The following is a 21,709-nucleotide window of genomic DNA, read 5'->3' as shown; positions in this document are numbered from 1 at the left end:
GGTGCAACGCGCGTGCAACGTTGCCGGACCTACCTTCGTCCCAACCCGTCACTCCGAGCAACGAGGCAGGGAAGATGGTCCAGTACGCCGCACCGAACACCGAAGGCAGCGTCGTCGGCTACGCACCGCGCTACGACCACTACATCGGCGGCGAGTACGTGCCGCCGTCGAGCGGCCGGTACTTCGAGAACCCCACGCCGGTCACCGGGAAGACGTTCACCGAGATCGCCCGCGGCGACGCCGAGGACGTCGAGAAGGCGCTCGACGCGGCACACGGCGCGGCGCCGGCGTGGGGGCGGACGTCCATCGAGGAACGCGCGAACGTCCTCCTCAAGATCGCCGACCGGATGGAGCAGAACCTCGAGAAGATCGCGGTCGCCGAGTCCTGGGAGAACGGCAAGCCGGTCCGCGAGACCCTCGCCGCCGACATCCCCCTCGCCATCGACCACTTCCGCTACTTCGCCGGCGCCCTGCGCGCCCAGGAGGGCGGCATCTCCCAGATCGACCAGGACACCGTCGCCTACCACTTCCACGAGCCGCTCGGCGTGGTCGGCCAGATCATCCCGTGGAACTTCCCGATCCTGATGGCGGTCTGGAAGCTCGCCCCGGCGCTGGCCGCCGGCAACGCCGTCGTGCTCAAGCCGGCCGAGCAGACCCCGGCGTCGATCCACCTGCTGATGTCGATCATCGGCGACCTCATCCCGCCGGGCGTGGTCAACATCGTCAACGGCTTCGGCGTCGAGGCGGGCAAGCCGCTGGCGTCGAGCAACCGGGTGCGCAAGATCGCGTTCACCGGCGAGACGACCACCGGGCGGCTGATCCTGCAGTACGCCAGCGAGAACATCATCCCGGTGACGGTCGAGCTCGGCGGCAAGAGCCCGAACATCTTCTTCGACGACGTCGCCGCGCGGAACGACTCCTTCTACGACAAGGCGCTGGAGGGTTTCACGCTCTTCGCGCTGAACCAGGGCGAGGTGTGCACCTGCCCGTCGCGGGCGCTGATCCAGTCCGGCATCTACGACAAGTTCCTCGGCGACGCCGTTTCGCGGGTGCGGAAGATCAAGCAGGGCAACCCGCTCGACACCGAGACGATGATCGGCGCGCAGGCCTCCAACGACCAGCTCGAGAAGATCCTGTCCTACATCGACATCGGCAAGCAGGAGGGTGCGGAGATCCTCACCGGCGGCTCGCGCAGCGACCTCGGCGGCGAGCTGTCCGGCGGCTACTACGTCGAGCCGACGGTGTTCGCCGGCGACAACAAGATGCGGATCTTCCAGGAGGAGATCTTCGGCCCGGTGGTGTCGGTGACGAAGTTCGACGACTACGCCGACGCGCTGAAGATCGCCAACGACACGCTGTACGGCCTCGGCGCCGGGGTCTGGTCGCGGGACGGCAACGTCGCCTACCGCGCCGGCCGCGACATCCAGGCGGGCCGCGTGTGGGTGAACAACTACCACGCCTACCCGGCGCACGCGGCCTTCGGCGGCTACAAGGCGTCCGGCATCGGCCGCGAGACGCACAAGATGATGCTGGACCACTACCAGCAGACGAAGAACATGCTCGTGTCCTATTCGGACCAGGCGCTCGGGTTCTTCTGATGACGTCGCGGGTGGACCTGACGCCGGCCGCCGCGGACCTGCTGCGGCGGCTGGTGTCGAGTCACGGGCCGGTGATGTTCCACCAGTCCGGCGGCTGCTGCGACGGGAGTGCCCCGATGTGCTACCCGGCAGGCGAATTCCGGGTCGGCGCTTCGGACGTGCGGCTCGGCTCCCTGGTGGTCGACGGCATCGACGACGTGCCGGTCTGGATGTCCGGGCCGCAGTTCGAGTACTGGAAGCACACGCACCTGACGATCGACGTCGTCCCCGGCCGCGGGAGCGGATTCTCCTTGGAGGCGCCGGAAGGCGTGCGCTTCCTGATCCGCTCCCGCCTGCTCACCGGCGAAGAGTCGGCCGCCCTCAGTTGATTCCCCGTCGGCGGTGGGCGACGACCAGGGCGGCGACGCTCAGGCACGCCGTCAGCACGAGGTAGTACCCCGGCGAGACCGGCGACCCGGTCGTGGCGATCAGGGTCGCCGCGACCGTCGGGGTGAAGCCGCCGAAGATGCCGACCGTCGCGTTGTAGCCGAACGAGAGCCCGGTCGCCCGGGTGTGCGGCGGGAACGCGTCGGCCATCACCGACGGCAGGGCACCGAAGTACGCGGCCTTCAGCACCCCCAGGATCGCCATCGCGATCGTCAACGTCAGGAACGACGGCGCCTTCGTGACCCAGACGTAGAGCGGCACCGCGCTCATGCCGATCAGCACGGCGGAGCCGGCCATGAGCCGGATCCGGCCGTGGCGGTCGGCGAGCAGGCCCGCCACCGGGGTGCCGAGGGTGAGCACGACGCCGGTGATCAGCAGCGCCACGAACGAAAGCGAGGGGTTGATGCCGAGGCTCTTGATCGCGAAGGCGGGCAGCGACTGAAGGATGAAGTTCAGCGACGTCGACACGACCAGCGCGCCGCCGGCGATCAGCAAGCCGCCCCAGTGGTGGCGGAACAGCTCCCGGACCGGCGCCTTGTCCGCGGGGGTGGCGGGCGATTCGTCGACGTGCCGGCGGATGTACCAGCCGATCGGGCCGATGAGCAGCCCGAAGGCGAACGGGACCCGCCAGCCCCACGACGTCATCGCGTCGTCGCTCAGCACCGCGGTCAGCCCGGCCGCGAACCCGGCCGACAGCAGTGTCGAAAGGCCCTGGCTCGCGAACTGGAAGCTGCCGAGGAAGCCCTTGCGCCGGTTGTCCTGTTCGATCAGGAACGACGTCGCGGCCCCGAACTCGCCGCCCGCGGCGAACCCCTGGACCAGTCGCGCGACGATCACGCCGAGCGGCGCCAGGATCCCGATCTGGGCGTAGCCGGGCAGGAGCACCAGCAGGAGGGTGCCGAGCACCATCAGCCGGATCGTCAGGACGAGGGCCTTCTTACGCCCGTGCCGGTCCGCGTACGCGCCTAGCACGAGGCCGCCGAGCGGGCGGATCAGGAAGGTGATCCCGAAGACGGCGTACGCCTGCACCAGCTGGACAGCGGCGTTGCCGCCGGGGAAGAACGTCTTGCCGATGTAGGCCGCCATGGCCGTGTACGCGATGAGGTCGAACCACTCGAGCGCGTTGCCGATGGTCGCCGCGGCGATCGCGCGCCGGTCGGTGACGCGGGGCCGGATCTGCGTCTCGGTCATCGACGCTCTCCGAGGGCGTGGAAGAGTGCCGTCGCGAGCACGACGCCTTCGCGGGCGACGGACGCGAGCAGGTGCTCGTCCGGCGCGTGCTGCAGGCAGCCGGGGTAGGAGTGCGGCAGCCACAGCGTCGGCAGCCCGAGGACGTCGGTGAAGACGTGGTTGGGCAGGCCGCCGCCGAAGTTCGGCAGGAGCACGGCCGGCTTCCCGGCGACTTCGTCCAATGTGGACTTCGCCCAGCCGGCCCACGGGTCGTCGACCGGAGTACGGCTGGCCCGGAAGTTGCCGTCGACCGTCACTTCGACCATCGGTAGCCCTTGTGCGGCAAGGTGTTTCGTGATCGCCTCGGCGATCCCGTCGACGTCGGTGCCCACGACGTATCGCAGCTGCAGCACCGCGCGGGCGCGGCCGGGGATCGCGTTGACCGGGCGGTCGACGTCCGCCGCGCCGAGGGAGAGGACCTCGAGGGTGTTCCAGCCGTAGAGCCGTTCGGCGGCGGTCAGCCGCGGGTCGCCCCAGCCCTCGTCCGGTACCGGATCGCCCGGCGTGTTCGCGACGACGACGCCTTCGAGCGTCGCGCGGACGGTGTCCGGCAGTTCCGGCGGGAGCAGTTCGGGGACCTGGATGCGGCCGTGGCCGTCGACCAGGCTCGCGATGGCCGCGGCCAGCGTCGTCGCCGGGTTGCGCAGGATGCCGCCCCAGTTCCCGGAGTGGTACGCGTCCGGGCGCAGGTCGACGTCGAGGGCGATCCGGACGCTGCCGCGCGCGCCGAGGAACAACGTCGGCGTCGCCGCGTCGAGGCGTGGACCGTCGGAGGCGATGAGGACGTCGGCGCGCAGCAGATCCCGGTGCGCTTCGGCGAACTCGGTCAGGCCCGGTGAGCCGATCTCCTCGCCCGTCTCGAACAGGAACTTCAGGTTGAAGCCCAGCGATCCCTTTTCGGCCAGCAGCAGGCGCAACGCCGTGAGGTTGACCAGGTGCTGGCCCTTGTTGTCGGCGGTGCCGCGGCCGTACCAGCGGTCGCCCTCCGCGGTCAGCGTCCATGGATCCCGGCCTTCGCTCCACGGCCCGGCCTCCCCGACGACGTCGGCGTGGCCGTAGCAGAGCAGCGTCGGCAGCTCGGGCGACTCCACGCGGGTGCCGACCAGGAACGGGCCGCCCGCCGGGTCCGGGTTGGGGTACGTCTCGACCGCGCAACCGAGCGCCTCGAGCCGAGGCGTGAGGACTTCGTCCAGGTATGCCTTGATGGCAACGCGGCCTTCGGGAGCATCGCTCACCGTCGGGTATCGCACGAGTGTGGCGAGTTCGGCGAAGAACGCGCCGGAATCGACTTCGGCCTGTGCTTTCGCGATCAGTTCGGCAGGGATCACGGGGCCTCCCGGGTCGTGTTCGGGAAAGCGTAAGGCGGTGCCGGGTGAGTGACCATTGCCGTTTTGGCCGCCGTGCGTTCTCATGAAGGCAAACCGGGAGGATCGATGCGCCTGCTGCCCACGGGACTGACCTACTTCCTCGAGGTCGCCCGCACCGGTTCGGTGTCCGAGGCCGCCGTCGCGCTGACGGTGGCGCCGTCGGCGATCAGTCGCCAGATCACCAAGCTCGAAGCCGCGATCGGCGTGCCGCTGTTCGTCCGGCACCCGCGCGGCATGATCCCGACCGACGCCGGGAACCTGCTGCTCGACCACGTCCGCCGCAGCGAGGCGGAGTCGGCGGCGCTGCTCGGCGAGCTGCGCACCGGACGCGGGCTGCAGGCCCGCTCGATCACCGTGGCTTGTTCGGAAGGCTTCGCCTGGCGGGTCGTGCCGCGCGCGATCGCGCAGTTCCGGCATGACCACCCCGAGGTGGCGTTCCACGTCGACGTCGTCCGGCGCGACGAGGCGACGCGGCGCGTGCTCGACGGCGAGGCGGACGTCGCCGTCACCTACGCGACCGGTCCGCTGCACGGCGTGCGCGTGGAAAGCGCCGTCGTCGTGCCGGTGTACGCGATCGTGCCGGTCGGGCACGAGCTGGCCGGCCGCGACCGGGTGAGCCTGGCCGAGCTGTGCGCGTACCCGGTCGCGGTGCCGACCACCGGCCAGAGCCTGCGCGAGCTGTTCGACATCGCCGCCCGGATCGGCAACCTCGCCGTCCGGCGGGTGCTGGAGTGCGACGAGCTCGCGCCGCTCTACGAGTTCGTCCGCCAAGGGGGCGGGGTCTCGCTGGTCGGCGGGCTCGGGGACGTCGACGGGGACGCCGCCGCGGAGGGCGTCGCCTATGTCCACCTCGACGATCCCGCCTTCCGCCAGCGGGAAGCGCAGGTGCAGACGATGGCCGGCCGGGCGCTTTCGCTGACGGTGACGCGCTTCACGGCGTTGCTCGTCTCGCTGGTCCGGCCCGCGAAGCCGGAAAAATGACGGGACCGGCGTGTTAGCTTCGAGGGATGGAGCTGGCGGGTGTCTACGTGGGAGAACCGAGCGTGCTGGGGTACCGCCGCGAGCGGCCGGTGCTGAGCGCGATCACGAAGGCGCGCGTGACCGCGCCGGAGCTGGCGCTGACCGAGCTGAACCTCGACGGCGACCGGCAGGCGGACCTGAAGGTGCACGGCGGTGTCGACAAGGCCGTCTACGTCTACCCCGCCGAGCACTACCCGGCCTGGGCCGCGGACGGCTTCGACGTCGAGCCCGGCGGGTTCGGCGAGAACGTCTCCGTGACCGGCGCGACGGAAGCCGGCGTGCGGATCGGCGACGTCTGGGCCTGGGGTGACGCGCTGGTGCAGGTCTCGCAGCCGCGGCAGCCGTGTTTCAAGCTGGCGATGAAGACCGGCCGCAAGGACGTCGGCCCGGCGATGATCGACTCCGCGCGCAGCGGCTGGTACCTGCGGGTGCTGCGGCCCGGCACGGTGCCGACGTCGGGCGCGATCGAGCTGGTGGAACGGGCCGACGCGCCGACCGTCGAGGAGGTGCACCTGGTCGCGTTCACGAACTTCGGGCGGCTGCCCGCCGAGCACCTCGACGCGGCCCTCGCCCTGGCGGAGCGGATCCTGGCCACGAAGGCGCTTTCGGCGTCCTATCGCGACGGTGTCCAGTCCACTGTGGACCGGTGGCGGGCCCGGCTCGCCGGTTGACGGCCGGGCCCGTACCCGGGGTTACTTCCAGTCGACCTGCGGGGAGCGGTAGAAGTCGATCCCCTGCAGCACCCAGCGCGGGCTCTGCTTCGCGAGGCGGGCGCGGTAGGCGTCCCAGTCGTGCGACGCCTTGGGCGACCAGCCGATCTCGGCGATCCCCGGCAGCCGCGGGAACGCCATGTACTCGATGTCGTCACTGGTCCGGATCGTCTCGGTCCACAGCGGCGCTTCGACGCCCGCGACCTGGTTCTCGCCGACGCCGGTGACCAGTGTTGCCGGGTCCCAGCTGTAGCCGTCCTTGACCTCGATCAGCGCGGCCCAGTCCTGGCCGAGCGGCGTCTGCGGGTTGTACTTCATGTCGAGGTACGCGTAGTTCGCCGGCGACATGAGGATCTTGTTGCCGCGCGCCGCTGCCGCCGCGACGTCCGGGTTGTCGCCGCCGAAGTCCCAGTACTGCGGGACCGCGGACGAGGGCGGGTTCGTCTTCGCGATTTCGTGCCAGCCGGTGATCTTCTTGCCGTACTTGGCGACGATCGGCTGCACCTTCCGCTCGAAGGTCAGGTAGTCCGCGGGCGGCGTCGCGTGCGCCTCGTCGCCGCCGATGTGCAGGTACGGGCCGGGGGTGAGGGCCGCCAGCTCGCGCACGACGTCGTCGACGAACTTGTAGGTGATCGGCGAGGAGATGCACAGCGAGCTGTAGCCGACCTCGGTGTCGGTCCGCGGCGGGACGGCCTTGCCGTCGCAGTTCAGCTCGGCGTAGGTCGACTGCGCCGCGTTCGTGTGGCCCGGCATGTCGATCTCCGGGATCACCGTGATGTGCCGCGAAGCCGCGTACGCGACGATTTCCCGGTACTGCGCCTGCGTGTAGTAGCCGCCCGGGTCGCCGTCGACGGCGGTCTTGCCGCCGACCGTCGCCAGCTTCGGCCAGCTCTTGATCTCGATGCGCCAGCCCTGGTCGTCGGCCAGGTGCAGGTGCAGCGTGTTGACCTTGTACTGGGCGATCTGATCGATGTACAGCTTCACCTGGTCGGGGCGGAAGAAGTGCCGGGCGACGTCGAGCATCGCGCCGCGCTCGGCGAAGCGCGGGTAGTCGAGGATCGTGCCGCCCGCGACGGTCCACGTCCGGTGCTGCACGCGCTTGGCCTCGATCGCCGACGGCAGCAGCTGCCGCAGCGACTGCACGCCTTCGAAGAGCCCGTCCGCGGTGTTGGCCTTCAGCGTGACGCCGTCGCGCGCGACCTTCAGCTGGTAACCCTCGGTGCCGATCCGCGGGTCGTGGCCCAGTTCGAGCGAGATCGCGGGCAGGCCGGCCGCGTGGGGCACGACCGGCAGCGGGTAGCCGGTGGCCGGGCGCAGCAGGCCGCGCAGGTAGTCCGCGACCTGGCCGGCACCGCGGCCGGCGCTGATCACGGTGGCCGGCGTGAGCCGGAAGCCGCCCTTCGGGTCGGCCTTCGCCGACACCGGCGCCGGGACGACATCGGTCACACTGCGTTCCGGCGCGGCTGGCGCCGCCCCGGCCGACGCGGGCAGGCCGACGGCGGTGAGACTCACGACGGCCGCGGTCACAACGGCTCTGGACAAGCGCATCAGGGCACCTCCGGTCGGGGACTCCTCCCAAAGGTACAGACCAACCCCGCCATTTGGAACAGTCCCTTACGAAGGGGAGCGCCCAAGTCCGTGAAGGCCTCCTTCCCGGCCATAAGAGCCGGTAAGGGGGCCTTCACGGACTTTCAGCCGCGCAGGGCCGAGCGGAGCGCGTCCAGGACGCCCGGGTCCTCGATCGTGGAGGGCACGGGCTCGTCGCGGCCGTCGGCGATCGCACGCATCGTCTTGCGCAGGATCTTGCCGGACCGCGTCTTCGGCAGCGCGTCCACAATGGACACATCACGGAACGCGGCGACCGGGCCGATGTCCCGGCGCACCATGGCCACCAGCTCGTCGCGCAGCTGCTCCGCGGCGATGTCCGCGCCCGCCTTCAGCACCACGAACCCGCGCGGCAGCTGGCCCTTGAGCTGGTCGGCGACGCCGATCACCGCGCACTCGGCGACCGCCGGGTGCGCGGCCAGCACCGCCTCCATCGACCCGGTGGACAGCCGGTGCCCGGCGACGTTGATGACGTCGTCGGTCCGCCCCATGACGAACAGGTAGCCGTCTTCGTCGAAGTAACCCGAGTCGCCGGTCAGGTAGTGGCCCTCGTAGCGGGAGAGGTAGGCCTCGCGGTACCGGTCGTCGTCGCCCCACAACGTCGGCAGCGATCCCGGCGGCAGCGGCAGCTTCACCGTGATGGCGCCTTCGCGTCCGGCCGGCAGCTCGTCGCCGGCCTGGTCGAGGATCCGGACGTCCCAGCCGGGGACGGGCTTGGTCGCGGACCCGGCCTTGACGGCCATCGGCTCGAGGCCGCGGGGGTTGGCGGCGATCGGCCAGCCGGTCTCGGTCTGCCACCAGTGGTCGATCACCGGCGTGCCGAGGTGCTCGTGCGCCCAGTGGTAGGTCTCCGGGTCGAGCCGCTCGCCGGCCATGAACAGCGTCCGGAACGCCTTGAGGTCGTACTTCTCCAGCTCGCGGGCGTCCGGGTCGACCTTCTTGATGGCCCGCAGCGCGGTCGGCGCGGTGAACAGCGCCTGGACGCCGTGCTCGGCGATGACCCGCCAGAACGCGCCCGCGTCGGGGGTTCCGACGGGCTTGCCTTCGTACATCACCGAGGTCGCCCCCACCAGCAGCGGCGCGTAGACGATGTAGGAGTGCCCGACGACCCAGCCGACGTCGGACGCCGTCCACCAGACGTCGCCGGCGTGGACGTCGTAGACCGCCTCCATCGAGTAGGCGAGCGCGACGGCGTGGCCGCCGGTGTCCCGCACGACGCCCTTCGGCTTTCCGGTCGTCCCCGACGTGTAGAGGATGTACAGCGGGTCGGTCGCCGCCACCGGCACGGGATCGGCGGGGTCGGCGCCGGCCGCGAGCTCGCGCCAGTCGAGGTCGCGCCCGGTAAGCACGGCCGGGGCCTGCTCGCGCTGCAGCACGACGACGTGGTCCGGCTGGTGCCCGGTCATCCCGAGCGCGGCTTCGATGATCGGCTGGTACTCGACCACCCGCTTCGGCTCGATGCCGCAGGACGCCGCGAGGATCACCTTGGGTTTCGCGTCCTCGATCCGCGCGGCCAGCTCCTTGGGCGCGAACCCGCCGAAGACGACCGAGTGCACGGCGCCGATCCGCGCGCAGGCCAGCATCGCGATCGCCGCCTCCGGCACCATCGGCAGGTAGACGATCACCCGGTCACCCTTCGTGACCCCCAGCGAGCTGAGCGCACCGGCGAAACGCGCGACCGTGTCGCGCAGTTCCTCGTAGGTGTAGGTGCGTTGCCGTCCGGTCACGGGAGAGTCCCAGATCAGCGCGGCCTGGTCGCCGCGACCGGCCTCGACGTGCCGGTCCAGGGCGTTGTACGACGTGTTCAGCTCGGCGTCCGGGAACCACCGGAAGAAGGGCGGGTTCGAGTCGTCGAGGGCCCGCTCCGGCGGCTTCGTCCAGCTGATCGACCCGGCCGCGGCCAGCCAGAACGCGTCCGGCTCGGCCAGGCTTCGCCGGTAGGCTTCGGAGTACGCGCCCATGACCCGCTCCTTCGCGTCGAACGTCCCGCCGATGCCCATCATGGCGCGGGAGCGGCGGCCGTGCCGGATTCCGGGCGGGGAAGACCCGGCAACCTCACGGCGGCCGGGAGCGTCCTAAGCTGGACCGCAGGCAAAAGCGGCGTTACGACCACGATGTGAACACGCACAGTGAGGGGAGCCCGGCGGTGAACGGACTCGCGAGCGCGTTGCTCTCGCTAGCCCATACCTTGTTCGGCCCGGGTTTCTGCCCCGGCGACTGGGTGTGGGCCACGAGTGCGGCCGGCGCGCTCGTCGCGCTGATCCCGCCGATCGGCGCGGTCGTCGTGTCGATCATCCGGAAGGGCACCGGCAACCGCTACGACGCCACGACGCTGTCGGTGTTCGGCGCGATCGGCCTGTTCAGCGCGCTGATCCTGCCGTGGCTGCTGGCGAACGGCGTGTCGGGCGTCTACCAGGCGGCGTTCTCGGGCGCGAAGACCGGCCTGAGCCCGACGGAACTGAGCACGCTCAACAGCGGCGGCGGCTGCTGGGTGGGCAAGCAGACGGAGTACCTGGGCGGCGGCCAGACCGTCTTCGACGTGCTGTCCTCGCAGAGCGGGAAGGAGATCCCGTTCTTCGTCTACCTGCTGGCGTTCATCGTCCTCGGCGCGGGCTCGCTGTTCTTCGTGATGCTGCAGGGCCGCACGGCCTTCCGCCGCGGCCCCAAGTGGCCGTCGCGGTTCTTCTGGATCCCGTTCGCCCTGCTGCTCGTGTTCAGCGTCGGCATGGAGGCCAACACCGCGCTGCACTTCTGGCTGGGTTTCCTGCCGGTCAGCGTGCTGGGCCTGATGCCGGTCGCGATGGTCGGCCCGCCGCCGTGGTCGGTGATCAACCGGTCGGACCGGTCGGACGAGCCGCCGCGCCGTGAACCCGAGCCGCACCGGCCGCCTCAGTCGCAGGTCCAGCCGCGCCCGACCCCGCCACCACCGCCGCCCCCGCCGATCAACAAGCCGTACCCGAAGACCGCACTGGCCTCCGCGCCCGAGCCGCCGATGGCCGGCGCCCTCGCCGCGGCACCCGGCCCGATCCCGGCGCCGCCCGGCTCGCGCAACGCCGGCGGCAGCCGCTACCGGCGGATGAAGCAGCTCGGCGCGGGCGGTTTCGGCACCGTGTGGCAGGCCGTCGACACCCAGCTCAACCGCACGGTCGCGCTGAAGATCGCGCACGCGCCGGACCGCGACACCGCCGAGCGCATGCAGCGCGAGGCCCGCGCGCTCGCCGTGGTCAGCCACCCGAACTGCGTGAAGGTGTACGACCTGGTCGAGGAGCCGGACGGGCTCGCGCTGGTGATGGAGTACCTGGAAGGCCGCCCGCTGGCCGAGCTGGTCGACGGGCAGGGCCCGCTCGACGACATCGCCGCGGGCCGGCTGTGGGCGACGATGGCGGGCGCGCTCGCCGCGGCGCACGAGAAGGGCGTCCTGCACCGCGACATCAAGCCGTCGAACATCGTGCTGGACCCGAGCGGCCTGGCCCACCTGATCGACTTCGGCATCGCCCGCAGCCAGGGCGACTCCAAGATGACGGCCACCGGGATGATGATCGGCACGCCCGACTTCGTCGCCCCGGAGCAGGCGATGGGCGCGGTGGCGTCACCGGCGTCCGACGCGTGGCAGCTGGCGGCGACGATCAGCTACGCGCTGTCCGGCCAGCCGCCGCGCGGCACCCGCGAGACGCCGATGGCCGCGCTGATGGCCGCGGCCCGCGCCGAACCGGTGACCCGGCTGCCCCAGCGCAGCGCGCACGCCCGGCTCCTGGCGGCGTCCCTGGACCCCGAGCCGCGCCGCCGTCCGACGTTGAACGCGGTACGGCGTGAGGTCGAGGGCTGGCTGTCGCGGGCGGGCAAGTCCCCGGACGGCCCGGTGACCCGGGTGGTGCCGCGCCAGCCTCACCGCTGACCGGGCTTGACGGCTTCGAAGTCGACCAGTTGCTTCGGTCGTGCCTTCACTTTGACGTGCTCGAAGCCGGCCTTCTCGAGCCGCGCCGGGAGGCCGTCGGCGTCGACCACGTTCATCGTGTCGCCGATGTGCAGCAGCCGGAAGCCGAAGCTGAGCTGGCTGTCGGTGCCGCAGAACCGGCCGCCCGGCCGGAGCACGCGGGCGGCCTCGGCGAAGATCGCGTCCTGCAGTTCGGCGGTCGGGACGTGGTGCAGCATCGTGAAGCAGACCACCGCGGAGAAGCGGTTTTCCCCGAACGGCATTTCGGCGCCGCTGCCCTCGTGGACGTCGGCGTGGCCGCCGAACTTCGCCCGCAGCAGCTCGGTCGAGGCGGGGTCGATTTCCAGGACCGTCAGCTTCGGGACGACGTCGAGCAGCACCTTCGTGGTGGCGCCGAAGCCGGGACCGATCTCGAGGACGTCGTCCCCCAGATCGTGCTTCGCGAGCCAGCCTGGCAGTACCCCGGCGACCATCGACGCCCACTTCTCGGAGCTGCAGAACTTCCGGTGGATGAGGTTCATCGGCATGACGTCGACGCTATTTCCGCGCGTGCGTGACCGGTAGCCGATACGCTGCCAACCGATGTCGCCAAACGGCCAATACGGTGCCATGCTGCTCGGCGCGTTCGACCTGCCCGCCGGCACCTGGTTCCCGTGGCACGAGCACCCGGTGCACCAGCTGGTGTGGTCGGCGAGCGGGGTCGTCGCCGTCAAGTCGGGCGACGCGGCGTGGGTGCTGCCCCCGACGCGAGCCCTTTGGATGCCGGCCGGCGTCCGGCACCGCACGGGCGCGCTCGGCCGGGCGGCTCTGCGGGGCATCTACGCCCATCCGGAGTTGTCCCCGGTGTCGTGGCCCACGCCGCGGATGGTCGTCGTCCGCCCGCTGCTGCGCGAGCTGCTGGAGTACCTGACCGGCGACGGCGTCGCACGGGCGGCCCGGCTGCGCGCCGAAGCCGTGGCGTTCGACCTGCTGGAACCCCTGGACGTGGTGCCGATCGTGGTGCCCTCGCCGGTGGACCCGCGGGCCAGGGACGTGGAAGCGGCGTTGCTGGCGAACCCGGCGGACCCGCGCGGCCTGGCCGAGTTCGGCCGCGACGTCGGCGCCGGGGAACGGACGTTGGCACGGATCTTCGTCCGCGAGTGCCGGATGCCGTTCGGGACGTGGCGCACCCAGGTGCGGCTGCGGGCGGCACTGCCGTTCCTGGCCCAGGGCACGCCGTTGGAGACGGTGGCCCACCGGGTGGGCTACAGCTCCGCGAGCGCGTTCGTCGCGGCCTTCCGGCGCGCTGTCGGGATGACGCCGGGCACGTACTTCGCCGGCTGACCCACCGTCCCCAACACCCCAATGTGGCGTTGGGTGCGTTCAACGCACCGAACGCCACATTGGGTGCGTTCAACGCACCCAATGCCACATTGGGGCGCTTTACGCCGGGCTCACCGCCAGGAGGGGAGCCAGCGTTCGGCTTCCCAGTGGCCGCTGGTGATCGCGACGCCGTTCAGGATCGGCCACAGCCAGGCGAAGTTCGCCACCACCAGGCCGACGTACAGCGACACCACCAGCAGGCCCGTCCCGCGTCGCTCGAAGCCGCGGCGGGCGCTGCCCAGGATCTGGCCCAGGCACAACGTCAGCCCGAGGACCAGGAACGCCGCCAGCGGGGTCGCGTAGAAGAAGTACATCTGGCGGTCGATGTTCGTGAACCAGAAGACGTACCCGCCCAGGTAGCCCACCAGCACCGCCGCGTAGCGCCAGTCCGCGCGGAAGATCGAGCGCCACGCCGCCCAGCCGAGCATCGGGATCGCCAGCCACCACATCGCCGGCGTGCCGATCAGCATCGTCGCGCTGATGCAGCGGGCCTCGCCGCAGCCGGTGACCTCGCCGTCGTAGCTGTACAGCATCGGGCGCAGGCCCATCGGCCACGTCCACGGCTTCGACTCCCACGGGTGCGGGCTGTCCTTGGGTGTCAGCAGCGTTTCGTGGAAGTGCAGGACGTTCGCCGTGTAGTCGCCGAGCGAGCGCAGCGCCGGCGGCATCCACGACCAGAAGCCGGGCGCGATGTCCTTGATCTCGGTGTAGTGCCGGTCGGTCGCCGTTTCGCTGGCGAACCACGCCCAGTACGCGGCGAGGTACATCAGGAACGGGATGACCAGGATCGCCCACAGCGCGGGCAGCACGTCACGGCGGATCGTGCCCAGCCAGGGCCGCTCGACGCCGGCCGCGCGCCGCGCCGCGACGTCGAAGCCGACGCAGAGCAGGCCGAACGCGACGATGTAGTACAGCGCCGACCACTTGACGCCGAAGGTGAGCCCGATCATCAGCCCGGTCGCGAACCGCCACCAGCGGAACCCGAGCTTGGGGCCCCACACGGACTCGTTGACCCAGCCCTCGCGGACCGCCGTCGCGAGCCGCTCGCGCACCTGGTCGCGGTCGACGAGCAGGCAGGCGAACGCGGCGAGCACGAACAGCGCGATGAAGATGTCGAGCATGCCCATGCGCGACTGCAGGTGCAGCACGCCGTCGCTGATCACCAGGATGCCGGCGATGCCGCCGAGCAGCGTCGAGCGGGTGAGCCGGCGGGCGATGCGGACGACCAGCAGCACCATCAGCGTGCCGGCCAGCGCGGGCATGATCCGCCAGCCCCAGCCGTTGTAGCCGAACAGCCATTCGCCGATCGCGATCAGCTGCTTCGCCAGCGGCGGGTGGACGACCAGTTCGTAGCCGTAGTTGTCCTCGTAACCGCCGTTGCGCAGCACCTGCCAGGCCTGCGGCACGTAGTGCTTCTCGTCGAAGACCGGGCTGCCCTTGTCGGTCGGGACGCCGAGGTTCTGCAGGCGGACGATGCCGCCGATGACGGTCAGCACGATCGTGACGACCCACCCGCGCAGCCGGTCGGCCGGCATGCCGCGGCCGAGCAGCGTCAGCTCGCGATCGGTGGGCGGCCGGAGCGCTTCGGCCGGGTCCGGCCGGACGCTTTCGTCGTCGGGACGGGTCAGCACGGCGGTCACGGGGGCGATCCTACGGGCGGGCCGGGGCGTCCGTCGTCCGGATCCGCTGATCAGCCTAGGCTGGCCGGGTGACCCAGGGCCGTCTCATCCTCGCTGCCACCCCGCTCGGCGACGTCCGCGACGCCTCGCCGCGGCTGGCTTCGGCCTTGGCGGAAGCCGACGTCATCGCGGCCGAGGACACGCGGCGGCTGCGCTCGCTGGCGTCCGCGCTGGAGGTGACCCCGCGCGGCCGGGTGGTGAGCTTCTACGAGGACGTCGAGACGGCGCGCTTGCCCGGGCTGCTCGAGGCGTTGCGCGGGGGCGAGACGGTGGTGCTGGTGACGGACGCCGGCATGCCCAGCGTGTCCGACCCGGGCTTCCGCCTGGTGGCGGCGTGCGTCGAGGAAGATCTGCCGGTGACGTGCCTGCCGGGCCCGTCCGCGGTGACGACGGCGCTCGCGTTGTCCGGTTTGCCGTGTGACCGCTTCTGTTTCGAGGGCTTCGCGCCGCGCAAGCCGGGCGAGCGGTCCAAGTGGCTTTCGTCGTTGCGCGACGAGCCGCGGACGGCGGTGTTCTTCGAGTCCCCGCACCGGCTGGGGTCGCTGCTGGCGGACGCGGTGTCCGTGCTGGGCGGTGACCGACGGGCCGCGGTGTGCCGGGAGCTGACCAAGACGTACGAAGAGGTGAAGCGGGGGACGCTGTCGTCGCTCGCGGAGTGGGCTTCGGAGGGCGTCCGCGGGGAGATCACGGTGGTCCTCTCCGGAGCGGTGCCGCGCTCGGTTTCGGTGGCCGACCTGGTGGAAGAGGTCTCGGCCCGAGTGGCGTCCGGCGAGCGGCTCAAGGCCGCGGCGGCGGAGGTCGCCGAGGCGGCCGGTGTGTCCAAAAAGGAGCTTTACGACGCCGTGCTGGCGTCGCGGGTCAAGTGAGCAGCGCCGTGACCGCCGCGTGCGCCTTCGAGGCGTCCGGCGCGTCTCCCGTGATCACGTCCGTGTACACGAACGACTCGCCGATCCGCACCAGCAGGTAGGCCAGGTCCGGCACCGGCAACGGCGGATCCAGCCGCCCGGCCGAGACCTCGCCCGACAGCAGCGCCGCCAGCTTCTCCGTGGTCCGCTTCTGGCAAACGCTTGCGCGGGTCGTCAGCAGCCGCAACGCTCGCTCGGGCTCCCGGCGCAGGAAGTCGCGGAACGGCGGTGAGTCGTTCGCGATCCGGACGTACCCGCTCACGAAGTCGGCGATCCCGGCCGCGCCCCGGCCGACGCACGACGGCCACAGCCGCGTGATCGACGCCGACGACAGCGACCACAGGATCTCCCCGAGCAGGCGGTCTCGGGAGCCGACCCGGCGGTGCAGGGTCGCCCGGCTGATCGACAGTGCCTGCGCCAGTTCGCCCATGTCCACCCGGCGGCCGGCCAGGAACCAGTCGCGGGCCAGTTCGAACTCGTGAGACATATGTCAGAATGTCTCACAACCACGACGGAGAGGGAACGCGACATGCGCGCAGTGCAGGTGACCGAGTTCGGCGGACCCGAGGTGCTCACCCCCGTCGAGCTGCCCGATCCGGTGGCCGGCCCCGGCGAGGTCCTCGTCGACGTCGAGCGGATCGGCGTCAACTACGCCGACACCCACCAGGCCGAGAACTCCTACCTCGCGCCGAGCAAGCTGCCGCTCGTTCCCGGCGGGGAGGTCGTGGGGACCCACGACGGCAAGCGCGTCGTCGCGCTGCTCAACGGCGGTGGCGGGTACGCCGAGAAGGCCGTCGCCCCGGCGGTCACCACCTTCCCCGTGCCCGACGGCATCGACGACCTCACCGCGCTGTCCATGCTGGTCCAGGGCACGACCGCGTGGATCCTGCTCAAGAAGAACGCCCACCTCGCCGCGGGCGAGTCCGTCGTCGTGCACGCCGCCGCCGGTGGGGTCGGAACCGTCGCCGTGCAGCTCGCCAAGGCGTGGGGCGCCGGCCGCGTGATCGCCACCGCCAGCAGCGACGAGAAGCGCGCGCTCGCCCTCGAGCTCGGGGCCGACGTCGCCATCGACTCCCGCGCCGGGGACATGACCGCCGCCCTCATCGAGGCGAACGACGGCCGCCGGGTCGACGTCGTGCTCGACATGGTCGGCGGGACGACGACCGACCAGAGCATCGCCGCGCTCGCCCCGTTCGGGCGGCTGGCCTTCTACGGCATGGCCGGGCGCGAGAACCCGAAGCCGGTCGAGCTGCGCAACCTGCTCGGCCACAGCACCACGATCAGCGGCATGTGGCTGCCGCACATCTTCCGCGTGCCCGGCAACGTCTTCGCGACGGCGCTGAACGAGCTGTTCGACCTGGTCCTGGCCGGCAAGCTGAAGGCGATCCCGGGCGGCGAGTTCCCGCTGTCGGACGCGCGCGGCGCGCACGAGGCCCTGCGTTCCCGCAAGACCGTCGGCAAGCTACTGCTCGACCCCGGCAAGTAGGCGTTCCAGGGGTGCCGCCTTGTGGAGGCACTCCTGCCACTCCGCCTCCGGGTCCGAATCCGCCGTGATGCCGCCGCCGACGCCGAGGGCGATCGAGCCGGCGGCGATCTCGAACGTCCGGATCGCGACGTTCAGCTCCAGCCCCGCCACCGGGGACAGCAGGCCGATCGCGCCGGTGTAGACACCGCGGCCGCACGGCTCCAGCGTCGCGATCAGGTCCAGCGCGCGGATCTTGGGCGCGCCCGTCACCGACCCCGGCGGGAACGTCGCGTCGAGCAGTTCGGCGTCCGAGACCGCGGGGCGCAGAACGCCCGTCACCGTGGAATCCAGGTGCCAGACTCCCGGCGCCGGCCGGACCCGCAGCAGCGACGGCACCGTCACCGACCCCACTTCGCACACCCGGCCCAGGTCGTTGCGCACCAGGTCGGTGATCATCACGTTCTCCGCCACGTCCTTTGTGGACTGACGCAGCAGCCGCGCGTTCCCGTCGTCGGCGGGGCCGCGCCGGGGGAGGGTGCCCTTGATCGGTGTCGAGCGCACGGAACGCCCGTGGCGGGCCAGGAACAGCTCCGGCGAGAAGGAAACCACCGAGCCCCACGAGCCGGACAGGAAGGCCGCCCGGCGCGGCGCCAAGGACGACACGCCGGAAGCGAACAAGGCCGCGGGCGAGCCCGCGAACGAGCCGGTGAACCGGCTGCAGATGTTGGCCTGGAACAGCTCCCCGGCCTCGATCGCGTGCACGCACGCCTTGACCGCATCCCGGTGCTCCGAGGGCAGCGGACGCCGCAGCGGCCCGGCCGTCCACGCCGGCGAGGGTGACGGAGAGGTCAGCAACGACTCCATTGTGGACACCGACGGGCCGCCGCCGTCCAGGGACTCCAGGTGGCACTCCCCGGAAGCGGACCACCGCAGCACGTGGTCCGCCCAGCCCCACGCGGCCGCGGGCAGCGATCCCGTCCGGCGCGAAGGATCCGCCAGGTCGTAGGACAGGTAGCCGAACCAGCCGCCTCCGATCACGCCGGGCGGGCCGTCGACCTCCGCGGCGGCGGGAAAACCCCGCGGCGACACGGTGAGCGACGGGGCGATGACGGCCTGCGACCCGAACCAGTCACCCGAGAGCATCGCGGGCGGCGGCAGGCCACGAGAAGCCGCGTGCGCGGCCAGCACCGAAAGCGCGCGCGACGGCGTCACGTCCGTCCGGAGTGGCCTGCTCGTCACGCGCATGGCGACATATCACCACACGTCAGAGCAGCAAGTCGCCCAATGTGAACGGGTACACGACGGCGTTCTGCTCGACCGGCCCGTCGATGCCCGGCACGTCCGGCGCGAAGGCGTGCTGGTGCACGCCGAGCCGCGAGTGGAACCAGCCCGGCCGCCCGGGGATGCCGTTGTGCCGGGCCAGCCACAGCACGACCTCGCTGTCGGCCCAGCGGTCCGGGTGCAGCCGGTGGGCCCAGCAGTCGTGGTCGGCGTAGACCAGCACCCGCTCGATGCGCGCCGCGTGCCGGACGTGCTTGATCCACGCCTTGATGAACCGGTCGTCGACGCTCGGCGCCGCCACTTCCAGCGTCGGCGCCAGCGATCCGGGGGCGAACGCGCCGAGCCGGCTCGCCGTCCGCACGAAGAACTCGGCCTGGTCGTGGACCGCGCCGGGCCGCGCGTAGTGCCGGCCGCCGACGTGCAGCCCGGCCTCCTGCGCGCCGAGCAGCGAATGTTCCGCGGCCGAGCTGGTCCAGTTGACGTTCTCGCTGATGGTCACGGACACGAACCGGGTCTGCGCGGCGCGCACGGCCTGCCAGTCGGCCACGCGCTCGCGGTGCGACAGCGAAATGCCGAGCTCACTCTCCGGCTCTGTCACGGTCCGCCCCCGGCGCGTCGGTGGAGAGCACACCATACGTCGCCGGAGGCGGACCCGCAGTGACAAACTCGCGGTTGATCAGGCGTTTTCGCGGTGGAACGTTCGTGTTCCCCACCACACCGACAACACCGCCATCACCAGCACCACGACACCGCCGGTGAACAACGCGTCCATCGTGAAGTCGCCGCGGAACGAGTTCCGCTCGACGTCCACGACGTGGCGGAACGGGTTGATCTGGGAAACCGTGTAGAGCCACTTCGGCGCGACCCCGGCCGTGATCGGCAGGAGGATTCCCGAAAGCAGCAGCAGCGGCATGAGCACCGCGTTGAGCAGGGCCGGGAATGTCTCCTCGCTCTTCAGCGTCAGCGCCAGCGCGTAGGAACACGATGCCAGTGACACCGCCAGCAGGAACACGATGACCAGGCACAGCAGCACGCCGCCGGGCGGCGCGTCGAGGTCGAACACGAGGTACGCCAGCGCGATGATCAGCAACGCCTGCACCACGGCCTGCAGGGCGTTGGCCAGCACCTTGCCCAGCAGTAGCGCGGTGCGGCTGACCGGCGTCACCCGGAACCGCTCGACGACGCCGGAGCGGAACTCGGCCAGCAGCCCGAAGCCGACGAACGAGCTGCCGAACAGCGCCAGCTGGGCGATCAGCGCCGGCGTCAGCAGCATCCAGCCGTCCACTTCGGACAGGCCCTGCCCCTGCATCGCCTTGACCATCAGCGGTCCGAACAGGAACAGGTACAGCAGCGGCTGCATGAGCCCGATCAGCACCCAGGTCGGGTTGCGCAGTGCCGCGGCCATGTCGCGGCGGAAGATCAGCCAGGTGTCACGCAGCACGGGTGCCCTCCTCCGCTTCCCGCAGCGAACGTCCGGTCAGGGTGAGGAAAACGTCGTCGAGCGTCGGCCGGTGCACCTGGACCGACAGCATCGCGATGTTCTTCCCGTCGAGCGCGCGCAGCAGCTCCGGCAGCGCGACGTCACCGCGCGGCACCCGGAACCGGACCTCGCCGCCGTCGACGGACAGCTCCCGCGCCCCCGCGAGCCGTCCCGCGATCTCGGCGGCGTCCGTGGCCTGCTCCGGCTCGACGCCGACCTCGACGCGGTCGCCGTTGACGCGCGCCTTCAGCGCGTCCGGCGTGCCCTCGGCGACGATCCGGCCGTCGTCGATCACGATCAGCCGGTCCGACAGCGCGTCCGCCTCGTCGAGGTAGTGGGTGGTGAGGAAGACCGTGAGGCCCTGCTCGGCGCGCAGCCGGCGGATGTGGTCCCACAGGTTGGCGCGGCTCTGCGGGTCGAGCCCGGTCGACGGCTCGTCGAGGAACACCAGCCCCGGCGAGTGGATCAGCCCGAGCGCGATGTCGAGCCGCCGTCGCTGGCCGCCCGAGAGCGTCTTGGTCGGCCGCTGGTCCAGGCCGGTCAGGTCGAGCTGCTCGGCGAGCTCCGCGCCGCGCGCGATCGCGTCGGCCTTGCTCATCCGGTAGAGCCGTCCCTGCAGCTCCAGCTCGTCGGCGACCTTGCTTTCGGGCGCGCTGCCGCCGCCCTGGGCGACGTAGCCGATGCGCTTGCGCACGCCCAGCGGGTCGGCCAGCAGGTCGCAGCCGCCGACGGTCGCGGTGCCCGCGGTCGGCTTCAGCAGCGTGGTCAGCATGCGGAGCGTGGTCGTCTTCCCGGCGCCGTTGGGCCCGAGGAAACCGACCAGTTCGCCCGCTTCGACGTCGAGGTCGACGCCCTTCACCGCGTGGACTTCGCCCCCAGTGCGGCCCTTGCGGCGGAACCGCCGCTCGAGACCGCGTGCCGTGATCATGAGAACCCCTCTCGAATGTAGTCAAGCTTGACTAGCTGAGGCGCACACTGTGCCCGAGAAGGATGCGCTAGTCAAACTTGATTACCCAGCCGGTGGTTCGCCGAACGGCTCGCCCGGTTCGCCGTCCATCACGTAGTCGCCCGCTTCGAGCCGCTCGATCAGACCCTGCAGCCAGGTCAGGCTCGCCTTCGTGATCCCGCCCCACAGCCGGTACAGCTCGCCGACGTGCTCGGGCGTGCCCAGGCCCATGTTCACCTTCAGCTCTTCGAGCATCAGTCCCGCCTGACGATCCTCGGCCTCCAGGTGCACCAGCCGGTGCCGGAGCAGGTTGATCACGCGCGCCCGCGGCAGCGTGGTCATCAGCGAGATCGCGGCCGACAGGTCGGGGTGGTTGAGCTGGGGGTCGGACAGCGCCTTCGACAGCAGGACCTGGTACTCCTGCTCGCCTTCGGCGGTGAGCCGGTAGGCGGTCCGGTCCGGGCCGCCCTCGCCCGGCTCGACGTCGACCTGCTCCAGGAGGTCTTCGGCGGTCATCTTCTTCAGCGCGTGGTAGATCGAGCCCGGCTGGACGTTGGCCCACTTGTCCGCCGACCAGGTCAGCAGCTCGCGCCGCACCTGGTAACCGTGCGCGCGGCCGTACATCCGCACCACCCCGAGCACGAGCAGCCGTGTCGCCGACAACCGGACCTCCCTCCCGACAAAGCGCGTGACGCCCTCCG

General features: G+C 71.2%; 20 protein-coding genes. 8 read left to right on the top strand and 12 right to left on the bottom strand.

What is annotated here, in order from left to right:
• Positions 1-74: 74 nt before the first annotated feature.
• Complete coding sequence (gene adh, locus AB0G28_RS23455; RefSeq protein ID WP_361092523.1) at positions 75-1,598, top strand: aldehyde dehydrogenase; 1,524 nt, start codon at positions 75-77, stop codon at positions 1,596-1,598.
• A complete protein-coding gene (locus tag AB0G28_RS23450) occupies positions 1,598-1,966 on the top strand; it encodes a DUF779 domain-containing protein (protein ID WP_361092520.1) in 369 nt (122 codons plus the stop codon). Before adh ends, AB0G28_RS23450 begins: the two co-directional genes overlap by 1 nt.
• Here the strand turns inward: AB0G28_RS23450 and AB0G28_RS23445 are convergent.
• On the bottom strand, positions 1,959-3,215 hold the full coding sequence (locus AB0G28_RS23445; RefSeq protein ID WP_361092517.1) for an MFS transporter: 1,257 nt from the start codon (positions 3,213-3,215) through the stop codon (positions 1,959-1,961). The two genes, AB0G28_RS23450 and AB0G28_RS23445, sit on opposite strands and share 8 nt — an antisense overlap.
• A complete protein-coding gene (locus AB0G28_RS23440; protein ID WP_361092514.1) occupies positions 3,212-4,582 on the bottom strand; it encodes a M20 family metallopeptidase in 1,371 nt (456 codons plus the stop codon). The genes AB0G28_RS23445 and AB0G28_RS23440 overlap by 4 nt, the downstream gene beginning before the upstream one ends.
• A gap of 105 nt (positions 4,583-4,687) precedes the next feature.
• Here AB0G28_RS23440 and AB0G28_RS23435 point away from each other — a divergent pair, with 105 nt between their 5' ends.
• Positions 4,688-5,602: a LysR family transcriptional regulator gene (locus AB0G28_RS23435; protein WP_361092511.1), complete on the top strand. Its 915-nt coding sequence runs from the start codon at positions 4,688-4,690 to the stop codon at positions 5,600-5,602.
• 26 nt (positions 5,603-5,628) lie between these two features.
• Entirely contained in the window at positions 5,629-6,312 is a 684-nt protein-coding gene (locus AB0G28_RS23430) for an MOSC domain-containing protein (protein WP_361092508.1), read from the top strand.
• A gap of 21 nt (positions 6,313-6,333) precedes the next feature.
• On the opposite strand, the gene AB0G28_RS23425 is transcribed toward AB0G28_RS23430, so the two are convergent.
• Together AB0G28_RS23425 and AB0G28_RS23420 are read right to left on the bottom strand one after the other, a co-directional pair.
• Positions 6,334-7,899, bottom strand: a complete 1,566-nt coding sequence (locus tag AB0G28_RS23425) for a beta-N-acetylhexosaminidase (protein ID WP_361092505.1) — start codon at positions 7,897-7,899, stop codon at positions 6,334-6,336.
• A gap of 143 nt (positions 7,900-8,042) precedes the next feature.
• Entirely contained in the window at positions 8,043-9,917 is a 1,875-nt protein-coding gene (locus tag AB0G28_RS23420) for a propionyl-CoA synthetase (RefSeq protein ID WP_361092781.1), read from the bottom strand.
• Positions 9,918-10,102: 185 nt separating this feature from the next.
• Here AB0G28_RS23420 and AB0G28_RS23415 point away from each other — a divergent pair, with 185 nt between their 5' ends.
• Positions 10,103-11,851, top strand: a complete 1,749-nt coding sequence (locus AB0G28_RS23415) for a serine/threonine-protein kinase (protein WP_361092502.1) — start codon at positions 10,103-10,105, stop codon at positions 11,849-11,851.
• Here the strand turns inward: AB0G28_RS23415 and AB0G28_RS23410 are convergent.
• The gene (locus AB0G28_RS23410) at positions 11,842-12,417 is read right to left on the bottom strand and encodes a methyltransferase domain-containing protein (RefSeq protein ID WP_361092500.1); all 576 of its coding nucleotides are present in this window, start codon (positions 12,415-12,417) and stop codon (positions 11,842-11,844) included. The two genes, AB0G28_RS23415 and AB0G28_RS23410, sit on opposite strands and share 10 nt — an antisense overlap.
• A gap of 82 nt (positions 12,418-12,499) precedes the next feature.
• On the opposite strand from AB0G28_RS23410, the gene AB0G28_RS23405 reads away from it, so the two are divergent.
• Positions 12,500-13,213, top strand: a complete 714-nt coding sequence (locus AB0G28_RS23405; protein ID WP_361092779.1) for a helix-turn-helix transcriptional regulator — start codon at positions 12,500-12,502, stop codon at positions 13,211-13,213.
• A 110-nt stretch (positions 13,214-13,323) separates the two neighbouring features.
• On the opposite strand, the gene AB0G28_RS23400 is transcribed toward AB0G28_RS23405, so the two are convergent.
• On the bottom strand, positions 13,324-14,892 hold the full coding sequence (locus AB0G28_RS23400; protein ID WP_361092498.1) for a phospholipid carrier-dependent glycosyltransferase: 1,569 nt from the start codon (positions 14,890-14,892) through the stop codon (positions 13,324-13,326).
• 68 nt (positions 14,893-14,960) lie between these two features.
• Here AB0G28_RS23400 and rsmI point away from each other — a divergent pair, with 68 nt between their 5' ends.
• Positions 14,961-15,797, top strand: a complete 837-nt coding sequence (rsmI, locus tag AB0G28_RS23395) for a 16S rRNA (cytidine(1402)-2'-O)-methyltransferase (protein ID WP_361092496.1) — start codon at positions 14,961-14,963, stop codon at positions 15,795-15,797.
• On the opposite strand, the gene AB0G28_RS23390 is transcribed toward rsmI, so the two are convergent.
• On the bottom strand, positions 15,790-16,323 hold the full coding sequence (locus tag AB0G28_RS23390) for a QsdR family transcriptional regulator (protein ID WP_361092493.1): 534 nt from the start codon (positions 16,321-16,323) through the stop codon (positions 15,790-15,792). The two genes, rsmI and AB0G28_RS23390, sit on opposite strands and share 8 nt — an antisense overlap.
• Positions 16,324-16,365: 42 nt before the next feature.
• Between AB0G28_RS23390 and AB0G28_RS23385 the strand changes: the two genes are divergently transcribed.
• Complete coding sequence (locus tag AB0G28_RS23385; RefSeq protein WP_361092491.1) at positions 16,366-17,322, top strand: zinc-binding dehydrogenase; 957 nt, start codon at positions 16,366-16,368, stop codon at positions 17,320-17,322.
• Here AB0G28_RS23385 and AB0G28_RS23380 read toward each other — a convergent pair.
• The 5 genes from AB0G28_RS23380 to AB0G28_RS23360 form a co-directional block, all read right to left on the bottom strand.
• On the bottom strand, positions 17,299-18,546 hold the full coding sequence (locus AB0G28_RS23380) for an aminodeoxychorismate synthase component I (protein WP_361092488.1): 1,248 nt from the start codon (positions 18,544-18,546) through the stop codon (positions 17,299-17,301). The genes AB0G28_RS23385 and AB0G28_RS23380 overlap by 24 nt on opposite strands.
• 19 nt (positions 18,547-18,565) lie before the next feature.
• Positions 18,566-19,180, bottom strand: a complete 615-nt coding sequence (locus AB0G28_RS23375; RefSeq protein ID WP_361092485.1) for a GH25 family lysozyme — start codon at positions 19,178-19,180, stop codon at positions 18,566-18,568.
• A 78-nt stretch (positions 19,181-19,258) separates the two neighbouring features.
• The gene (locus tag AB0G28_RS23370; protein ID WP_361092482.1) at positions 19,259-20,023 is read right to left on the bottom strand and encodes an ABC transporter permease; all 765 of its coding nucleotides are present in this window, start codon (positions 20,021-20,023) and stop codon (positions 19,259-19,261) included.
• Positions 20,013-20,990, bottom strand: a complete 978-nt coding sequence (locus AB0G28_RS23365) for an ATP-binding cassette domain-containing protein (protein ID WP_361092479.1) — start codon at positions 20,988-20,990, stop codon at positions 20,013-20,015. The genes AB0G28_RS23370 and AB0G28_RS23365 overlap by 11 nt, the downstream gene beginning before the upstream one ends.
• 81 nt (positions 20,991-21,071) lie before the next feature.
• Positions 21,072-21,671 carry a PadR family transcriptional regulator gene (locus AB0G28_RS23360; protein ID WP_361092476.1) on the bottom strand — a complete coding sequence of 200 codons (600 nt, stop codon included), beginning with the start codon at positions 21,669-21,671 and terminating at the stop codon, positions 21,072-21,074.
• Between the last annotated feature and the right edge of the window lie 38 nt (positions 21,672-21,709).

This window comes from Amycolatopsis sp. NPDC021455 (genome assembly GCF_040640995.1).
In the GTDB taxonomy this organism is placed as follows: domain Bacteria; phylum Actinomycetota; class Actinomycetes; order Mycobacteriales; family Pseudonocardiaceae; genus Amycolatopsis.
This window is presented reverse-complemented; position numbering and strand designations above follow the sequence as displayed.

What these genes read in the sequence shown, in the direction of transcription:
- AB0G28_RS23430 (WP_361092508.1), top strand. Translation starts at nt 5,629, where the DNA reads ATGGAGCTGGCGGGTGTCTACGTGGGAGAACCGAGCGTGCTGGGGTAC.
- AB0G28_RS23420 (WP_361092781.1), bottom strand. Translation starts at nt 9,917, where the DNA reads ATGGGCGCGTACTCCGAAGCCTACCGGCGAAGCCTGGCCGAGCCGGAC.
- AB0G28_RS23390 (WP_361092493.1), bottom strand. Translation starts at nt 16,323, where the DNA reads ATGTCTCACGAGTTCGAACTGGCCCGCGACTGGTTCCTGGCCGGCCGC.
- AB0G28_RS23435 (WP_361092511.1), top strand. Translation starts at nt 4,688, where the DNA reads ATGCGCCTGCTGCCCACGGGACTGACCTACTTCCTCGAGGTCGCCCGC.
- AB0G28_RS23445 (WP_361092517.1), bottom strand. Translation starts at nt 3,215, where the DNA reads ATGACCGAGACGCAGATCCGGCCCCGCGTCACCGACCGGCGCGCGATC.
- AB0G28_RS23450 (WP_361092520.1), top strand. Translation starts at nt 1,598, where the DNA reads ATGACGTCGCGGGTGGACCTGACGCCGGCCGCCGCGGACCTGCTGCGG.
- AB0G28_RS23365 (WP_361092479.1), bottom strand. Translation starts at nt 20,990, where the DNA reads ATGATCACGGCACGCGGTCTCGAGCGGCGGTTCCGCCGCAAGGGCCGC.
- AB0G28_RS23380 (WP_361092488.1), bottom strand. Translation starts at nt 18,546, where the DNA reads ATGCGCGTGACGAGCAGGCCACTCCGGACGGACGTGACGCCGTCGCGC.
- AB0G28_RS23425 (WP_361092505.1), bottom strand. Translation starts at nt 7,899, where the DNA reads ATGCGCTTGTCCAGAGCCGTTGTGACCGCGGCCGTCGTGAGTCTCACC.
- AB0G28_RS23405 (WP_361092779.1), top strand. Translation starts at nt 12,500, where the DNA reads ATGCTGCTCGGCGCGTTCGACCTGCCCGCCGGCACCTGGTTCCCGTGG.
- adh (WP_361092523.1), top strand. Translation starts at nt 75, where the DNA reads ATGGTCCAGTACGCCGCACCGAACACCGAAGGCAGCGTCGTCGGCTAC.
- AB0G28_RS23385 (WP_361092491.1), top strand. Translation starts at nt 16,366, where the DNA reads ATGCGCGCAGTGCAGGTGACCGAGTTCGGCGGACCCGAGGTGCTCACC.
- AB0G28_RS23410 (WP_361092500.1), bottom strand. Translation starts at nt 12,417, where the DNA reads ATGCCGATGAACCTCATCCACCGGAAGTTCTGCAGCTCCGAGAAGTGG.